This window comes from Peribacillus sp. Hz7, assembly GCF_042136355.1.
Lineage (GTDB): Bacteria > Bacillota > Bacilli > Bacillales > DSM-1321 > Peribacillus > Peribacillus asahii_A.
In genome coordinates this window covers 45,225-63,374 of the sequence record NZ_JBHHJV010000010.1, presented here as the reverse complement: position 1 = coordinate 63,374, position 18,150 = coordinate 45,225, and the positions used below count along the sequence as shown (strand labels likewise).

The following is an 18,150-nucleotide window of genomic DNA, read 5'->3' as shown; positions in this document are numbered from 1 at the left end:
TTTTTTTCATATAGGAGACAAGCGATGTGCGGCTCATTTTAGTACGGCTGAAATGAGCCGCACATCGCTTGATTTGGGTTTGCAAAGAAAAAAGCACCTTGATATTCAAGGTGCTTTAATTTCTTATTTCATTACGCGTTTAGAGCGTTAAGTCTTTTCGCTAAACGAGATTTTTTACGGGCTGCCGCATTTTTATGGATTAATCCTTTAGATGCAGCTTTATCTAATTTCTTAGACGCCGTTAATAAAGCTTCTTTAGCAGCTTCAACGCTTTCACCAGCTAGTGCAACTTCAGCAGTTTTCACAGCAGTACGCATAGTAGATTTTACTGTAGCGTTATGAGCGCGGTTTTTATCGTTTACTTTTACGCGTTTAATAGCAGATTTAATGTTTGGCATTCCGTTCACCTCCTACACAGAAATCGAGATTATATGAACTCGACTTTTCAAATCCATACCAAATAGCACAAGTGATATTGTATCAGAATGTACTACATTATGCAATACTCAGATTGAGAATCGAAAAGGAATTATAGTATCCAAAAAGATTTATCTCGTTATAGATGATTGTACCAAAAAAATGAATAATACAAAAGATAAATCGGGCACAATGTTTATAGAGATGATGGAAAATACTAGAGTGAATAAAGCAACACGAGGAGGAAGTCATGAAAAATGAACTAGATTTAAGTCAATACAGTGTGCGAACAGATTTAGCAATTGAAGCCCGTGAACTAGCGCTTGAACATAAAGGGGTTGAAGGAGAAAGAAATATTTCACAAATAGAAGGCGTCATTATTAAGGAAAGAGAAATTGATGATATAAAAGTGGCATTAGTAGAAGTGACAGAAGCAGGGGAGAAGGAAATTGGTAAGAAAAAGGGGAGTTATCTAACAATTGAAGTACAAGGTATTCGTGAGCAAAATACAGAAGTTCAACAAAAGGTTGAAAAAGTATTAGCGACTGAATTTTCTCATTTTTTAACAAGGAATAATATTTCGAAAGAGAGCAGCTGTCTAGTTGTAGGACTTGGAAATTGGAATGTGACGCCGGATGCACTAGGGCCGGCAGTTGTTGAGAATCTAGTAATAACGCGGCATTTATTTGAGTTGCAGCCGCATGCTGTAGAAGAAGGTTTTCGTTCAGTCAGCGCAATCTCTCCGGGAGTTATGGGGATTACGGGCATTGAGACGAGCGATATTATTCTTGGTGTGATTGAAAAAAGTAAGCCTGACTTTCTCATTGTTATTGATGCACTAGCAGCTCGTTCTATTGAAAGAGTAAACTCAACAATTCAAATTTCAGATACTGGCATTCACCCTGGCTCCGGTGTAGGTAATAAGCGGAAGGAATTGAGTCAGGAAACACTTGGTATTCCTGTCATTGCAATAGGCATTCCAACTGTGGTCGATGCCGTTTCTATTACGAACGATGCAATTGATTTTATTTTAAAGCATTTTGGCAAAGAGTTAAAAGAAGGAGATCGTCCATCCCGTTCGCTTGCACCAGCGGGTTTTAGCTTTGGTAAACGAAAGAAACTGACGGAGGAAGATTTACCAGGTGAACAAGAACGTCAAACATTTTTAGGGATTGTCGGCGGCCTGTCGGATGAAGAAAAACGAAAACTCATTTACGAAGTGTTGTCACCTATTGGTCATAATTTAATGGTTACTCCAAAGGAAGTGGATGTATTTATAGAAGATATGGCTAATTTAATTGCCAACGGTTTAAATGCAGCGTTGCATGAATCTGTGAATCAAGACAATGCAGGTTATTATACACGTTGAATCTATTTTTTTGTCGAACTCGAGGCGCCGTCTGTTCAAGGCCGGCGTCAATCGCTTCGGAAGGCAAAGAATATCTGCTAGCCGCGTGCCTCATGCTTGTTGCCGATAAGTGAGCGTCTTACGCTTTTCTAATCTGCCGAAAAATGGTGTTCTACCCTCTCTAGTAAAATCATATTTATGAAGTAGCAAGCGATAGAGAGGGTGAAAGAATGAAAAGAAGATATTCGACAGAAATCATTACCGTGATTCATGGTTCAACAATTATAAAAAGCTTTCTCATTGTCTTTTTCTTACTTCTTTTTGTCTTTTCCTTAAGTGCGGTGATGACTTCGTTAAAGCCGGAATATCGACTATCCTCGAAGTCTGTTCATACTGTCACCAATCAGTTTACCGGTAAAATGTTATTTTCCTTATTGGCGAATGAGAATCATTACTTTTTTTCTGTGTTACCGAAGGAAAAAGAATCATCAGGTCTTTCTAAGGGCTTGTTAAAACTATCCACGAATATTTCCCTTGATGATCCACGAAGCTTGCTTGGACGAGAATTGCCAGGCTTCTCTATTTTTGATAATGAAATTTTAGTAGCAGGTGAAGGAACGGATTATACAAATATGCCGTACGAATCGTCTCCTCCTATTGATGTCTTGAATGAAGAGAGAGATGCGGACTTGCAAAATGTCGATGGAATCAAAGAGCCGCAAGCAGATACGAAAGAAACACCTGCTCAGACGACCAAAGGTAGAAAGGTTGTTCATATTTATCAAAGTCATAACAGGGAATCGTTTTTACCTTATTTGAAAGGAGTTACGGATCCTAATTTAGCTCACCATTCTCAAATTAATATTACAAAGCTGGGGACGAAATTACAGGCCGATTTAGTGGACAAGGGAGTCGGGGCTTTCCATGATACAACGGATATTATGGCTAATTTAAATAAAAAGGGTCTGACGTATCCTAAATCCTATCAAGAATCGCGACTAGCCATTCAAGCAGCTAAAGCAGAAAATAAAGATCTAGAATACTTTATCGATATTCATCGAGATTCCCGTAGAAAGAAAGATACGACCGTTACTTTAAACGGAAAATTGTATGCCAAAATCGCCTTTGTTGTGGGGCGGAACAATCCAAATTATGAAAAAAACGCAGCGCTTGCAACAAAACTTCATAACGCGTTGCAAAAAAAATATCCAGGAATCTCTCGGGGGGTTATGAAACAAGGCGGTGCTGGGCATAACGGAGTATATAACCAAGATATTTCTTCAAATGCAATGCTGATTGAAATAGGCGGAGTAGATAATACATTTGAAGAGATGTATTTAACAGTAGATGCTTTTGCGGATGTATTTAGTGAATATTATTGGGAGGCAAAAGCGGTGGATAATGTGAAAGGTGATTCAGAAGCGCAGTAACAGAAAGGAGCTCCACTCATGGTTCGATTTACATTAAAATGTACGTTTGTCCTACTTGTCTTATTTTTAGGTGTCCTAATTGGCATGCAGACAGCAAACGATGGGATTAAGAAAATGAAAGGATACGATGATCCTGCGTTGGCAAGTGCTTTTGAAGTAAATCAATCCGACCAAGGTGAGATGGAGGCATCGGTTCTTGGTGAAAAAGTAACAAGTCATGATTTAGAAAAGAAAAAGGAACGATTAGAAGAAATGAAAGCTTATAATGTCTTTTCTACAATTGGCAAAAAGCTTGGAGACGCTTTAACAAGTTTTGTAAACAGCATAATCGATTTGCTGTAAGGGAGCATAAAAGAAAATGATATCTAAAAAACGAGCATTCCGCATAAACTGTAGAGATTCAAGCTGAATTCAACAATCCCCCATGTTGAGTTCGGCTTTTTTTAATGACTTTATTATATTTTTAATTCACCATGTTCTATTACACAGATTTATTTAGAGGTAAAGGGGGATTTTATTAGCAACTCGACAAATTTCTTCAAGAAGAGGAGTTGTTGTCACTCTTTTATTGAATCTTGCATTTTCTATTGATATAATTAAAATTAGTGTATTGTGTCGATAAGTAGGAGTGAAACGTTATGAATAGAGAAGAGAAATTAAAAAGACAATCGAAAATTCGTAACTTTTCCATCATTGCTCACATTGACCATGGTAAATCAACTTTGGCGGATCGTATTTTAGAAAAAACGAACGCATTGCAGCAACGCGAGATGAAGAATCAGTTGCTAGATTCTATGGATTTAGAGCGTGAACGGGGAATTACGATTAAATTGAATGCTGTTCAATTAAAATATAGAGCGAAAGATGGCGAAGAGTATATTTTCCATCTAATTGATACACCGGGACATGTCGATTTCACCTATGAGGTATCGCGAAGCCTAGCTGCATGCGAAGGAGCGATTCTTGTTGTGGATGCGGCTCAGGGAATTGAAGCGCAAACATTAGCGAATGTATATTTGGCGCTCGATAATAACCTTGAAATCCTTCCGATTATTAATAAAATTGATTTACCAAGTGCTGACCCAGAGCGAGTTCGTAATGAAATTGAAGAAGTGATTGGTTTAGACGCTTCTAATGCGGTCCTAGCTTCGGCAAAAGCGGGTATCGGAATTGAAGATATTTTAGAGCAAGTTGTTGAATTAGTTCCACCGCCACAAGGCGATCCTGATGCTCCGTTAAAGGCACTTATTTTTGACTCGTTATTCGATGCGTATCGTGGGGTTGTCGCCTATATTCGAGTTGTTGAAGGCTCTGTTAAAGTGGGCGATAAAATTAAAATGATGTCTACAGGAAAAGAGTTTGACGTAACAGAAGTCGGTGTATTCAATCCTAAAGCTCAGCTTCTTGATGAGTTAAACGTTGGGGATGTAGGGTTTTTAACCGCTTCGATTAAAAATGTGAGTGACACAACAGTCGGGGATACAATTACAAGTGCGAAGAATCCAGCGAGTGAGCCTTTAGCTGGCTACCGTAAAATGAATCCGATGGTATATTGTGGTTTATATCCAATTGATGCATCGAAATTTAATGATTTACGTGATGCACTAGAAAAATTAGAATTAAATGATTCAGCGCTGCAGTTCGAACCAGAGACATCACAAGCGTTAGGTTTCGGCTTCCGCTGTGGTTTCCTAGGACTTCTTCATATGGAGATTATCCAAGAGCGAATTGAACGTGAATTCAAAATCGATTTGATTACAACAGCACCAAGTGTTATTTACGATGTTATCAGAACAGATGGTACACTGGTGAAAGTGGATAATCCTTCTAATATGCCAGATCCTCAGAAAATCGAGCGTGTGGAAGAGCCGTACGTGAAGGCTACGATGATGGCACCGACAGAGTTTGTAGGAGCTATTATGGAGATTTGTCAAAACAAACGAGGAAATTTCATTGATATGCAATACATTGACGAAACACGTGTGAGCATTCATTATGAAATTCCACTATCGGAAATCGTCTATGACTTCTTCGATCAATTGAAGTCGAACACAAGAGGGTATGCGTCATTTGACTATGAATTAATTGGTTATCAGCCTTCGAAGCTTGTGAAGATGGATATTTTATTAAATGGTGAAACAGTCGATGCTCTAAGCTTTATCGTGCATAAAGATTTTGCGTATGAACGTGGTAAGGTCATTGTAGATAAGCTGAAAACGTTAATTCCAAGACAGCAATTTGAAGTGCCGATTCAAGCGGCAATTGGACAAAAAATCATTGCCCGTTCAACAATTAGTGCGATGCGTAAAAACGTATTGGCGAAATGTTACGGCGGCGATATTTCTCGTAAGCGTAAATTGTTAGAAAAGCAAAAAGAAGGTAAAAAGCGGATGAAGCAAGTAGGTTCTGTTGAAGTACCGCAAGAAGCCTTCATGGCTGTATTAAAGATGGATGATACGACTCCAAAAAAATAAATGATAGATAGAAAAAAGAGGATAGATTCGGTTCTAGCCTCTTTTTTCTATCCGAACATGATAAAGGTAGTGAACATAATGATTAAGAGTGCTTATATTCATATTCCGTTTTGTGAGCATATATGCCACTACTGCGACTTTAATAAAGTGTTTTTACAAGGTCAGCCGGTAGATGAATATATACAGATGTTAAAGGAAGAAATGAGGTTTCAGCTTGCGGCATATCCTACAGATGAATTAAAGACGATTTTTGTTGGTGGAGGTACTCCGACTTCGCTTAACGAAAAACAACTAGCGATTCTTTGTGAAACGATTGATGAGATGCTGCCGCTAAACAAACAATTTGGAGAATATACATTTGAAGCAAACCCTGGAGATTTATCAAGAGAGAAGTTGGAGATTTTATATAACGCTGGAGTGAATCGTCTCAGTTTTGGGGTGCAAAGCTTCAATGATCAACTATTGCAGAAAATTGGTCGTACACATCGTGCTGCTGATGTGTATGAAACGATTGAACTTGCTCAAAAAGTGGGATTCTCGAATATTAGTATCGATTTAATTTATGGATTGCCGGGACAAATGATGGAAGATTTTCAAGATACGCTGGACCGAGCGTTAGCTCTTGATTTACCTCATTATTCTAGCTATTCCTTAATTGTTGAACCCAAGACGGTTTTCTATAATCTAATGCAAAAAGGGAGGTTAAATCTGCCTCCGCAGGAACTTGAGGCATCCATGTATGAGCGAGTGATGGAAGTGATGGAACGTCATGGATTGCATCAATATGAAATTAGCAATTTTGCTAAAACTGGTTTTGAAAGTCAGCATAATTTAACCTATTGGAACAATGCTGAATACTACGGGATTGGTGCGGGTGCACATGGATATACGCAAGGAAAAAGGATAGCCAATTACGGTCCATTGAAGAAGTATATAACACCCCTTCAAGCAGGTAAGCTTCCTGTTTTAGAGGAGCATCTGGTTTCATTAGGTGAACAAATGGAAGAGGAAATGTTTTTAGGATTAAGAAAAACAGAAGGTGTTGCACTTGAGAAATTTAAAGAGAAGTATTTTGTCGAAATGAAAGAGGTTTTCTCGCAACCCCTTAAACAGCAAGTGGAGAAAGGGCTGCTCACTATTGAGGATGGCTTCGTTCAGTTGACGAAACAAGGCAGGCTACTTGGGAATGAAGTATTCCAGGCTTTTTTAGGAATTGTTGAAAATTCCTAATCGAATTTATCTCGCACTAAACGGTTTTTTTTCGTTGACATCAATAGCTTCATTTGATAATTTATTAATATATTAGCACTCATTGATGTAGAGTGCTAACAGAGGTGATCATATATGCTAACTGATCGTCAATTATTAATTTTACAGGTAATTATCGAAGATTTTATCCAATCTGCGCAACCAGTTGGGTCGAGAAGTTTGTCGAAAAAAGAAGAAATTTCTTTTAGCTCAGCGACGATTCGTAATGAGATGTCCGACCTTGAGGAACTAGGGTTTATCGAAAAAACACATACGTCTTCAGGGCGTGTGCCATCTGAATTAGGGTACCGTTACTATGTGGATCATCTACTTTCACCTCAAGTGTTAAAGAAAAATGAGATGCAGCTGTTAAAGTCTGTTTACGCTGAACGTATTTATGAGCTGGAAAAGGTCGTTCAAAAAGCGGCGAAGATTCTTTCTGAATTGACGAATTATACGGCCATTGTTCTCGGTCCGAAAGTAAAGGATCATAGACTTAAAAAAATCGAAATTGTCCCTTTGAATTCAGAAACAGCTATTGCCATTATTATTACAGATACAGGGCATGTTGAAAATCAGCTAATTACTTTACCATCATCGATTGATATGAGTGAAATCGAGAAGATGGCTAATATTTTGAATGATCGTTTAACAGGTGCTTCTATGTCTGATTTAAAAGATAAGATTTATAAAGAAGTGGCTGTTTTGCTAAGTCAACATATTCGTAACTACGGAGCACTTGTATCTACCCTTGCGGAGTCTTTAACATCGACAAAGCCTGAAAAGCTATTTTTCGGCGGGAAAACGAATATGCTTCGACAGCCAGAATTTCATGATGTTCATAAAATTCATTCGTTGATGTCCATGATTGAGCAAGAACAAGGGTTTTACGAGTTGTTTAAACAAAATCCAGCAGGCATTAATGTTAAAATCGGACGTGAGAATCAAATATCGGCTCTTGAGGATTGTAGTTTAATTACAGCAACTTATTCCATTGGAGCGGATCAAGTAGGTACTTTGGCTATTTTAGGGCCGACACGAATGGAATATTCGAGGGTCATATCCTTGCTATCTACGTTTTCTACTGATTTAACTGCTTTGCTTACAAAGTTGTATCAAAAACCATAACAACGGCAATATTGATAGAGGGCAAGAGGGGATTTGTGCCCTCTATGATTGCGCGATTTGAAACATGTAAATACTCTTTTAGGGAGGTGAAATTTGTGACAGAAAACAAAAATAATGAGCAAACGATAGAAAAAGAAGCAGCTGAAGAAACAGTTGTTGAGGAGATTTTTGCTGAAGAGGCAGAACAAACTCCTGAGGAAACGGAAGTAGATGAACTTCAAGCTGCACAACAAAAAATCGCTGAACTAGAAGCTAAGATCGAAGAAATGGATAACCGTTATCTTCGTCTTCAAGCGGATTTTGATAATTCACGCCGTCGTGCCAAGTTAGATATGGAAGCGGCTCAAAAATATAGAGTTCAAAGTCTTGCTACAGATTTACTGCAAGCTCTTGATAACTTTGAAAGAGCGACAAAAATTGAAGCAGACAATGAACAAACAAAGTCTTTACTTCAAGGTGTAGAAATGATTTATAACGGAATTGTTGAAGCGTTGAAAAAAGAAGGCGTTGAGGCGATTGAAGCTGTCGGTCAAGAGTTTGATCCACACTTACACCAAGCTGTTATGCAAGTTCAGGATGAAAACTTTGGTTCTAATATTGTTGTAGAAGAGTTCCAAAAAGGATATAAACTGAAAGACCGCGTCATTCGTCCAGCGATGGTAAAAGTAAACGAATAAACGCTTACATATAGTAGGAGGTAATAAAAATGAGCAAGATTATTGGTATTGACTTAGGTACAACAAACTCATGTGTATCTGTACTCGAAGGTGGAGAACCGAAAGTAATTCCAAACCCGGAAGGTAACCGTACTACTCCATCTGTTGTTTCATTTAAAAATGGTGAAAGACAAGTTGGGGAAGTAGCGAAACGTCAAGCAATTACAAACCCAAATACGATTATCTCTATTAAACGTCATATGGGTACAAACCATAAAGTAACAATTGAAGGAAAAGAATACTCTCCGCAAGAAGTATCTGCAATCATCCTTCAATATTTAAAATCTTATGCAGAAGAGTATCTTGGTGAAAAAGTAACGAAAGCGGTTATTACAGTACCTGCATACTTTAACGATGCTGAGCGCCAAGCAACTAAAGATGCTGGTCAAATTGCTGGTCTTGAAGTAGAACGTATTATTAACGAGCCAACAGCTGCTGCTCTTGCATACGGTTTAGATAAAACGGATGAAGATCAAACGATTCTTGTATTTGACCTTGGTGGTGGTACGTTTGACGTATCTATCATGGAACTTGGCGATGGTGTATTTGAAGTTAAGTCAACTGCCGGTGATAACCGTCTAGGTGGGGATGACTTTGACCAAGTAATTATCGACTACTTAGTAGCTGAATTTAAAAAGGAAAATGGAATCGATCTTTCACAAGACAAAATGGCTGTTCAACGCTTGAAAGATGCAGCTGAAAAAGCGAAGAAAGATCTTTCTGGTGTAGCTTCTACACAAATTTCATTACCATTTATTACAGCAGGAGAAGCTGGTCCACTTCACTTAGAAGTAACGTTAACTAGAGCGAAATTCGATGAATTATCTGCTGGATTAGTAGAGCGTACAATGGGACCAACTCGTCAAGCATTAAAAGATGCTGGTCTTTCTGCATCTGAAATCGATAAAGTGATTCTTGTTGGTGGATCAACACGTATCCCTGCTGTACAAGAAGCCATCAAAAAAGAATTAGGTCAAGAGCCATCTAAGGGTGTAAACCCTGATGAAGTTGTTGCAATGGGGGCAGCGATTCAAGGTGGCGTGTTAACAGGAGATGTAAAAGATGTTGTTCTTCTTGATGTAACACCACTTTCTCTTGGTATTGAAACAATGGGCGGCGTATTTACAAAATTAATCGATCGTAATACAACAATCCCAACAAGTAAATCACAAGTATTCTCAACAGCTGCTGATAACCAAACAGCTGTAGATATTCATGTACTTCAAGGGGAACGTCCAATGGCAAACGACAACAAAACGCTTGGTCGTTTCCAATTAAGCGACATTCCACCAGCACCACGCGGTATTCCGCAAATTGAAGTATCATTTGATATCGATAAAAATGGTATCGTAAGTGTTCGTGCGAAAGATCTTGGTACAAACAAAGAGCAAACAATCACGATTAAATCATCTTCAGGTTTATCTGAGGAAGAAATCGAACGTATGGTACGTGAAGCAGAAGAAAATGCTGAAGCGGATCAACAACGTAAAGAAGAAGTAGAGCTTCGTAATGAAGCGGATCAACTTGTCTTCCAAACAGAAAAAACATTAAAAGACTTGGAAGGAAAAGTGGACGAAGCGGAAGTTGCAAAAGCAAATGAAGCAAAAGATGAATTGAAAGCTGCAATCGAGAAAAACGAGTTAGAAGAAATCCGTGCGAAAAAAGATGCACTTTCTGAAATCGTTCAAAACTTAACAATGAAGCTTTATGAAGAAGCAGCAAAAGCGCAACAAGCAGCTCAAGAAGGCGGAGCACAAGATTCTGCTGACGACAATGTGGTAGATGCTGAATTTACAGAAGTTAAAGATGACGATAAAAAATAATTAAGCTTTACTAAAGGCAATGTATCATTTGTCTAAGTGTACGAAAAAAGTCAAAGTCAGGTTTTCTTGACTTTGGCTTTTTTTGAATCGGAAAAGTGAATGAAGCGCCCTATGCTTTTCTTATTGTCTAGCTTCACCGGCCTAGCTCACTGTGAAAAAGATAAGAGCCACCAAAAGGCAAAGAACGCCTTTATGGGACTCTTCCTATTTTCTTCACGAGCTGTTCGAGCCACCTACGCTTTTCTTATTGTCTAGCTTCAGGCGCCATCGGCTCGAGGTCATAAGTCAATCAATCTGATGGGAAGAAGTTCACTTCCCATTCAGCTTGCTTGCCTTATGCTTGTCGCCGATAAACGGGCGCCTTACGCTTTTCTTATTGCTTTACAGCTTGAATCAGTGATAATATAAAATTTATGTGAAACGAATCGGGAGTGGATAAACTATGAGTAAACGCGATTACTACGAGGTGCTGGGTGTCTCTAAAAGTGCATCGAAAGACGAAATTAAAAAAGCGTATCGAAAACTCTCCAAACAATATCATCCTGATATTAATAAGGAACCAGATGCGGCGGATAAGTTTAAGGAAATTAAGGAAGCTTATGAAGTATTAAGCGATGAACAGAAAAAAGCGCATTATGACCAATTTGGTCATACGGATCCTAATCAAGGCTTTGGTGGGTTTGGAGGCCAAGATTTTGGTGGTTTTGGCGGGTTTGAAGATATTTTTAGCACGTTTTTTGGCGGTGGCGGCGGACGTCGACGTGACCCTAACGCTCCACGTCAAGGAGCCGATTTACAATATACGATGACGTTATCTTTCGAGGAAGCGGCTTTTGGTAAAGAAACGGAAATCGAAATTCCACGTGAAGAAAACTGCGGTACATGTAGCGGTACGGGGGCTAAACCAGGAACGAAAGTTGAGACATGTTCACAATGTCATGGCTCAGGTCAAATTAATGTAGAACAAAACACTGCTTTTGGTCGTGTTGTGAATCGTCGAACATGTAACGTGTGTAGAGGAACAGGTAAACATATTCCTAATAAATGTACGACGTGCAGCGGAACAGGTAAAATTAAAAAACGTAAAAAAATTCAAGTTAAAGTGCCAGCAGGGATTGACGATGGTCAACAACTTCGCGTATCAGGTCAAGGGGAGCCAGGTGTTAACGGCGGTCCAGCGGGTGATTTATATGTTGTCTTCCATGTTCGAGATCATGAATTTTTTGAGCGCGATGGGGACGATATTTACTGCGAAATGCCAATTACATTCGCACAAGCTGCATTAGGTGATGAAATAGAAGTACCGACTTTACATGGTAAGGTGAAATTGAAAGTTCCAGCAGGCACACAGACAGGAACTCGTTTCCGTTTAAAAGGAAAAGGTGTTTCAAATGTAAGAGGGTATGGGCAAGGCGATCAACATGTGGTCATCCTGGTCGTAACACCGAAAAAATTAACAGAAAAACAAAAGCAGCTTCTTCGTGAATTTTCCGAAATTAGCGGTGAATCACCAGATGAACAAGAAGATGGTTTCTTTTCAAAATTAAAAAGGGCCCTTAAAGGCGAGTAATAGAATTGGGAGTTGGTAGATATGAAGTGGTCGGAAATTGCAATCCATACAACAAATGAAGCGGTTGAACCTGTTTCGAATATTCTTCATGAGGCAGGTGCAAGCGGTGTTGTCATTGAAGATCCTCTAGAATTAATCAAAGAACGGGAAAATGTCTTTGGTGAAATCTACCAGCTGAATCCGGCTGATTATCCGGATGAAGGTGTGCTTGTAAAAGCATACTTGCCTGTCAATAGCTTTTTAGGTGAAACAGTTGAAGAGATTAAATTAGCGATTAATAACTTGCTTTTATTTGATATCGACCTTGGTCGAAATGCGGTTTCTATTAGTGAAGTAAATGAAGAAGAATGGGCAACGGCTTGGAAAAAGTACTATAATCCGGTTAAAATTTCAGAACGTTTTACGATTGTTCCAACGTGGGAAGAATATGAACCAGTCAGCAGTGATGAGCTCATTATCGAACTAGACCCTGGTATGGCTTTTGGTACAGGTACGCACCCAACAACGGTTATGTGTATTCAAGCGTTAGAGCGGACGGTGCAAAAAGGCGATTTAGTAGTTGATGTTGGAACAGGTTCAGGTGTATTGAGTATTGCCGCGGCATTATTAGAAGCTAAACAGGTTCAGGCACTTGATTTAGATGAGGTAGCGGTTCGCTCTGCGAATATTAATGTGAAATTGAATAAAGTGCAAGAGCGTGTACATGTTTCACAAGGCAATTTATTGGATGGAGTAGAGGAACAAGCGGATATTGTCGTTGCCAATATTTTAGCAGAAGTCATTATGCGTTTTACGGATGATGTAGCAAAAGTTGTAAAGCCGGGCGGTTATTTCGTTGCTTCTGGAATTATTCAGCCTAAGAAAGATGATGTGAAAGCGGCGATTGTAGCATCAGGTTTTACGATTGAAGAAACGATTCAAATGGAAGACTGGGTTGCAATTATTGCCAAAAGAAATGCATAATATGAGGAAGTGGCGCTGTAATAGCGCCATTTTCTTAAGAGTTAGAGGTGTTGGAGCGTGCAGCGATATTTCCTTGAAAATAAACAAGTTAATGAGCAGAACATTACGATCACAGGTGATGATTATCATCATATTACACGAGTTATGCGGATGGAGCCTGGTGCAGAAATTATCGTTGTGAATAAAGGTGGACAAACAGCTATTGCGAAAATTTCAGAAATTACCAATGATGCAGTAGTTGGAGCTGTTATAGAATGGAAGAATGAAGAAAAGGAATTACCAGTTCACGTAACCATCGCGAGCGGTCTGCCAAAAGGGGATAAGCTAGACTATATTGTTCAAAAAGGAACCGAATTAGGTGCCCTAGAGTTTATCCCTTTTATTGCGGCTCGTTCAGTGGTAAAATGGGACAGCAAAAAGGCTAGTAAAAAAATTGAACGCTTGCAAAAGATTGCGAAAGAAGCAGCAGAACAGTCACATCGCTCTGTATTGCCTGCTGTCAAAGAACAAATGACAGTTTCGCAATTGATTCAGTATGCGAAAAACTTTGATTACAAACTTATTGCTTTTGAAGAAGAAGCCAAACGTGGTGAAACAGCCAGGCTTGCGAAAGTATTAACGGAAGCAAAACGAGGACAGTCTATTCTTTTTGTTTTCGGTCCTGAAGGTGGACTGACTACAGAGGAAGTAGAGAAGCTAAGTGAGGCAGGATTTGCTGCTTGCGGTTTAGGTCCAAGAATTTTAAGAACAGAAACAGCACCATTGTATGCTCTTGCTGCTGTTTCTTATCATGTAGAATTATTGAGGTGATGAAAATGTCTTCGGTCGCTTTTCATACATTAGGATGTAAAGTAAACCATTATGAAACAGAAGCCATTTGGCAATTATTTAAATCAGCAGGTTATGAACGGGTTGAGTTTGAAAGCATGGCAGACGTATATGTTATTAACACATGTACGGTTACGAACACGGGGGATAAGAAAAGTCGCCAAGTAATTCGTCGCGCCGTTCGTAAAAATCCAGACGCAGTCATTGCTGTAACAGGCTGTTATGCGCAAACGTCTCCAGCTGAAATTATGGCCATTCCAGGTGTAGATATTGTAGTAGGTACTCAAGATCGTGTGAAGATGCTTGACTATATTGAACAATATAAAGAAGAACGTAAGCCGATTAATGCAGTCGGTAATATTATGAAAAATCGTGTGTACGAAGAATTGGACGTGCCGGCATTCACAGATCGTACACGTGCATCGTTGAAAATTCAAGAGGGCTGCAATAACTTCTGTACATTTTGTATTATTCCTTGGGCGCGCGGTTTAATGCGTTCACGCGATCCAAAAGAAGTTATTCATCAAGCGCAACAGCTTGTTGAGGCAGGGTATAAAGAAATCGTCTTAACAGGGATTCATACAGGCGGTTATGGTGAAGATATGAAAGACTATAACTTAGCCATGCTTTTACGTGAATTAGAAGAACAAGTAGAAGGGTTAAAACGTATTCGTATTTCTTCTATTGAAGCAAGTCAAATTACAGATGAAGTAATTGAAGTGTTAGCGAATTCGAAAAAAGTTGTAAACCATTTGCATATTCCGATTCAATCTGGTTCTGATACCGTATTGAAACGAATGAGACGCAAGTATACAATGGAATTCTTTGCAGACCGCTTAGTAAAACTGAAAAAAGCCTTACCTAATCTTGCGGTAACATCCGATGTCATTGTAGGCTTCCCAGGTGAAACAGAAGAAGAATTTATGGACACATATAACTTTATTAAAGAGCATAAATTTTCTGAGCTTCACGTTTTCCCATATTCAAAGCGAACAGGTACTCCAGCAGCAAGAATGGATAATCAAGTGAATGAAGAAATCAAAAATGAACGAGTACATCGTCTCATAGAGCTTTCGAATCAACTAGCTAAAGAATATGCATCGCAGTTTGAAGGAGAAGTGCTTGAAGTGATTCCTGAAGAACAGCTAGAAAACGGCTTGTTTGAAGGATATACAGACAACTATTTAAAAGTTCAATTTGAAGCAACAGAAGAAATGGTTGGACAAATTGTGAAAGTGAAAATTACGAAAGCCGGCTATCCATATAATGAAGGACAATTCGTAACAGTCATGAAAGATTTTCCAATTCAACAAGTAGTAAATGGGTAAGACAGCGATTTTTCGCTGTCTTTTTATTAGTAGAGTTTTCTCTGTTTTCATGATTAGCAGCCTCAAAAAAGTTATCTCAATTAAGTGTATATCTTCTAAATAACTGAAGTATGTTATGATAAAAGATAGTATAACAAAGTCTCTTTATTTGAAAGGAGAATCACCTATGACGGTTGAAATAGCCAGTCTTATTGATCATACACTATTAAAAGCGGATGCTACAAAAGAACAAATAGAAGTATTATGTAAAGAAGCAAAAGAATACAAGTTTGCTTCTGTTTGCGTGAACCCTGCTTGGGTAAAGTATTCAAGTGAACTGCTCCAAGGTTCAACTGTAAAGGTATGTACGGTAATTGGTTTTCCATTAGGTGCCAATACGCCGGAAGTAAAGGCTTTTGAAACAGTAAATGCTATTGAAAATGGTGCACAAGAAGTGGACATGGTCATTAATATTGGGGCGTTAAAAGATCAAAATGATGAATTAGTTGAACGTGATATTCGTGCTGTTGTAGATGCGGCGAAAGGCAAAGCGCTAACGAAAGCAATTATTGAAACATCGCTATTAACAAAAGAAGAAAAAGTACGCGCGTGTGAGCTTGCGGTAAAAGCAGGAATCGATTTTGTTAAAACATCGACAGGGTTTTCAACAGGTGGGGCAACTGTTGAGGATGTCGCTTTAATGAGAGCCACTGTAGGGCCTGATATTGGCGTTAAAGCATCAGGCGGTGTTCGGAATACAAAGGATGCCCAGGATGTCATTGCAGCAGGGGCAACGCGTATTGGCGCAAGTGCCGGTGTCGCTATTGTGAATGGATTAACAGCTGAAACGGATTACTAAGTGAGTGTGTTTTTTGAATGTCATATAAAAAAGGAGAAGAGAGTGTTAACGGTCTCTTCTCCTTTTTCTTTTTAACAGGAGATTGTGAAATCCTTGTAAATTGGGGTGAATGTCTCGACCAGAACGTAAGTGTCTAGTCTCCCGATGTCGCGATTTGCTCGGCCAGTGAAGTCAAGAAACAACTGCACCTTAGGGTTTGACCAAGGTGCTTCTTTGTTTTACTTGCTAGCCTTCATTACTTTGGATGGTTTATTCCTGCTTTGTTTGTTGCATATACTTTAACTTTGAAGAATTAAATGGTTTACTATTCAGCTCGTTAATTGAAACGGTTCCGCTTACTTCATATCCTGCTAAAATCAATGGTTTTAAAGTTGGGCTCATATGTGCGGGGATGAATTCAAGTCCCTCAGGTGAAACATCGCCTGCGATACTTTGGCTAAAATCTCTCGTATTTAAATAATTCACAAATACAGGATTAGTCGGATTAGAAATATCATAGGTCATGATTCCGCCAATTCGTTCAAGTCCAATAAATGCGAATAATTTACCATCGACTTTTCCAATCTTTATATCTTCCGGCTCTGGCCCCTTTTTAACGCTTCTTTTATCCATTATATTATCGTCATTCGACCAGTTAAAATAGTTTGGATATCGTTGAGCTGTAATGCTTTCGAAGTCACTGCCACTGTCAAAAACCAATTCCATTGTATCAGCTTTCCAGATAGAGAAGGAGCGTCCGCCATAAGTATAAACGGCATCATTTCCCATGTCTTGAATGACCTCTAATTTGTTATAAGCTGAATCATTTTTCATCATTTCTAGTTTATTTTCAGCTTCCTGTTTTGTCATGCCTTGAAATGTACCTTCTCTAATAGTGATTGTATCTTTTATGTCCTTAAATTCTGAGACATTTACGAATTCCTCCCATTCTGTAGCATCTCCTTCATTCGCTGTTATGAGATAGCTGATACCATTGATAGTTACTTCAGCAATAGAGTCTGGCATATAGGCCCCTAGTATAGGTAAAGTAGTAATATTGATTTTGTCATCTCTTGCTGCATCCAATGCATTCTGAGGTAAAGAATGATCTTTAAAACCTAAGGATTTCACAGATTGCACTTTTCCATTTTTTATATCAATAGTTGCAACTGCATTGTTTTCTTGAAGTGTGACATAGGCTTTTTTGTTATTAGCGGACAATGCGATATATTCTGGTTCTAAATCTTTAATAGCGTTTTGTTTCTCTGCCTTATTTCGTATATATACATCGTCAGCAATGACTTTAGTATCATTAAACTTAACTTGCTTTGTTTTTCCAGATGGATACTGAACAATAGTGACTGAACCTTCAGGATCTATTCCATTTACTAGGCCTTTTCTTGGTTCGCCTTCATCTGCGGTTAAAATATAGGAGCCATTTTTACTCATTTTAATCATGTCAGGCTGAACACCAGTATGAAAAGTTTTTAGAACCTTTCCTGTATAGTCCATCACAACAATCTTTCCGCTTTTTGTATAATCCTTTTCCTGAACAGCAGCAACAATCACTTTCTTTTTTGTATTAATATCAATGCTTGTTAGATCTCCATATGTGAAAGATTTTGTATTAACAGCTTTGGCGATATCGATTGATTTTTCTTTTACTAATGATTGACCTCCATTGGAAGTCAAGTTTTTTAAGCTAACGATATCAAGCGTTTGGGTTTTTCCATTAACGAGGTAAAATTTTTTATTATCGGGATTATACTTAATAATTTCAGCTACTCCACCTTCTTCGTCCATAGCCCCAGTACTGTAACCAGCAATTTTCGAAATTTCTAGTGTGTTATTGAAACTTGTTGGCTTTGTATGTATCGAACTGGATGCTTCTTGTGCTTGTACAATTGTACCAGGTATTAATAGAGAGATAGCTAGTGCATAGGGAAGTGTTTTCTTAAAGGGGTGTAATTTTTTGAGCATGTTATAAACTCCTTTTCCAATTAAAATGTATACGATGTTATCTGCATTTTAATTGGAAACTAAAAAAAGAAATACCGGAA

Annotated in this window: 15 protein-coding genes; 13 read left to right on the top strand and 2 right to left on the bottom strand. The window is 38.6% G+C overall.

Annotation, left to right across the window (positions count from 1 at the left end):
• Window positions 1-131: 131 nt before the first annotated feature.
• Window positions 132-398: a 30S ribosomal protein S20 gene (rpsT, locus tag ACE199_RS14475; protein ID WP_119115590.1), complete on the bottom strand. Its 267-nt coding sequence runs from the start codon at window positions 396-398 to the stop codon at window positions 132-134.
• Between the two features lie 269 nt (window positions 399-667).
• Between rpsT and gpr the strand changes: the two genes are divergently transcribed.
• The 13 genes from gpr (at window position 668) to deoC (ending at window position 16,111) form a co-directional block, all read left to right on the top strand.
• A complete protein-coding gene (gene gpr, locus ACE199_RS14470; protein WP_252290878.1) occupies window positions 668-1,786 on the top strand; it encodes a GPR endopeptidase in 1,119 nt (372 codons plus the stop codon).
• A 209-nt stretch (window positions 1,787-1,995) separates the two neighbouring features.
• Window positions 1,996-3,195, top strand: a complete 1,200-nt coding sequence (gene spoIIP, locus ACE199_RS14465; RefSeq protein ID WP_375350407.1) for a stage II sporulation protein P — start codon at window positions 1,996-1,998, stop codon at window positions 3,193-3,195.
• 18 nt (window positions 3,196-3,213) lie between these two features.
• The gene (locus ACE199_RS14460) at window positions 3,214-3,537 is read left to right on the top strand and encodes a DUF3679 domain-containing protein (RefSeq protein ID WP_127761424.1); all 324 of its coding nucleotides are present in this window, start codon (window positions 3,214-3,216) and stop codon (window positions 3,535-3,537) included.
• A 296-nt stretch (window positions 3,538-3,833) separates the two neighbouring features.
• A complete protein-coding gene (lepA, locus tag ACE199_RS14455; protein WP_375350406.1) occupies window positions 3,834-5,669 on the top strand; it encodes a translation elongation factor 4 in 1,836 nt (611 codons plus the stop codon).
• A 78-nt stretch (window positions 5,670-5,747) separates the two neighbouring features.
• Window positions 5,748-6,899, top strand: a complete 1,152-nt coding sequence (gene hemW, locus ACE199_RS14450; protein WP_375350405.1) for a radical SAM family heme chaperone HemW — start codon at window positions 5,748-5,750, stop codon at window positions 6,897-6,899.
• A 114-nt stretch (window positions 6,900-7,013) separates the two neighbouring features.
• Window positions 7,014-8,045, top strand: a complete 1,032-nt coding sequence (gene hrcA / locus ACE199_RS14445; RefSeq protein WP_252290872.1) for a heat-inducible transcriptional repressor HrcA — start codon at window positions 7,014-7,016, stop codon at window positions 8,043-8,045.
• Window positions 8,046-8,140: 95 nt separating this feature from the next.
• Window positions 8,141-8,722, top strand: coding sequence for a nucleotide exchange factor GrpE (grpE, locus tag ACE199_RS14440; RefSeq protein WP_375350404.1), 582 nt, complete (start codon window positions 8,141-8,143; stop codon window positions 8,720-8,722).
• A 29-nt stretch (window positions 8,723-8,751) separates the two neighbouring features.
• Window positions 8,752-10,584, top strand: a complete 1,833-nt coding sequence (dnaK, locus tag ACE199_RS14435) for a molecular chaperone DnaK (RefSeq protein WP_375350403.1) — start codon at window positions 8,752-8,754, stop codon at window positions 10,582-10,584.
• Window positions 10,585-11,026: 442 nt separating this feature from the next.
• Window positions 11,027-12,154 carry a molecular chaperone DnaJ gene (gene dnaJ, locus ACE199_RS14430; protein ID WP_252286776.1) on the top strand — a complete coding sequence of 376 codons (1,128 nt, stop codon included), beginning with the start codon at window positions 11,027-11,029 and terminating at the stop codon, window positions 12,152-12,154.
• 21 nt (window positions 12,155-12,175) lie between these two features.
• Window positions 12,176-13,117: a 50S ribosomal protein L11 methyltransferase gene (gene prmA, locus ACE199_RS14425; protein WP_127761417.1), complete on the top strand. Its 942-nt coding sequence runs from the start codon at window positions 12,176-12,178 to the stop codon at window positions 13,115-13,117.
• A gap of 57 nt (window positions 13,118-13,174) precedes the next feature.
• The gene (locus ACE199_RS14420; RefSeq protein ID WP_375350402.1) at window positions 13,175-13,927 is read left to right on the top strand and encodes a 16S rRNA (uracil(1498)-N(3))-methyltransferase; all 753 of its coding nucleotides are present in this window, start codon (window positions 13,175-13,177) and stop codon (window positions 13,925-13,927) included.
• Window positions 13,928-13,932: 5 nt separating this feature from the next.
• Entirely contained in the window at window positions 13,933-15,273 is a 1,341-nt protein-coding gene (mtaB, locus tag ACE199_RS14415; protein ID WP_375350401.1) for a tRNA (N(6)-L-threonylcarbamoyladenosine(37)-C(2))-methylthiotransferase MtaB, read from the top strand.
• Between the two features lie 166 nt (window positions 15,274-15,439).
• Entirely contained in the window at window positions 15,440-16,111 is a 672-nt protein-coding gene (gene deoC, locus ACE199_RS14410; RefSeq protein ID WP_252286772.1) for a deoxyribose-phosphate aldolase, read from the top strand.
• Between the two features lie 249 nt (window positions 16,112-16,360).
• Here deoC and ACE199_RS14405 read toward each other — a convergent pair whose 3' ends face one another.
• A complete protein-coding gene (locus tag ACE199_RS14405; protein ID WP_375350400.1) occupies window positions 16,361-18,070 on the bottom strand; it encodes a choice-of-anchor I family protein in 1,710 nt (569 codons plus the stop codon).
• Window positions 18,071-18,150 lie beyond the last annotated feature (80 nt).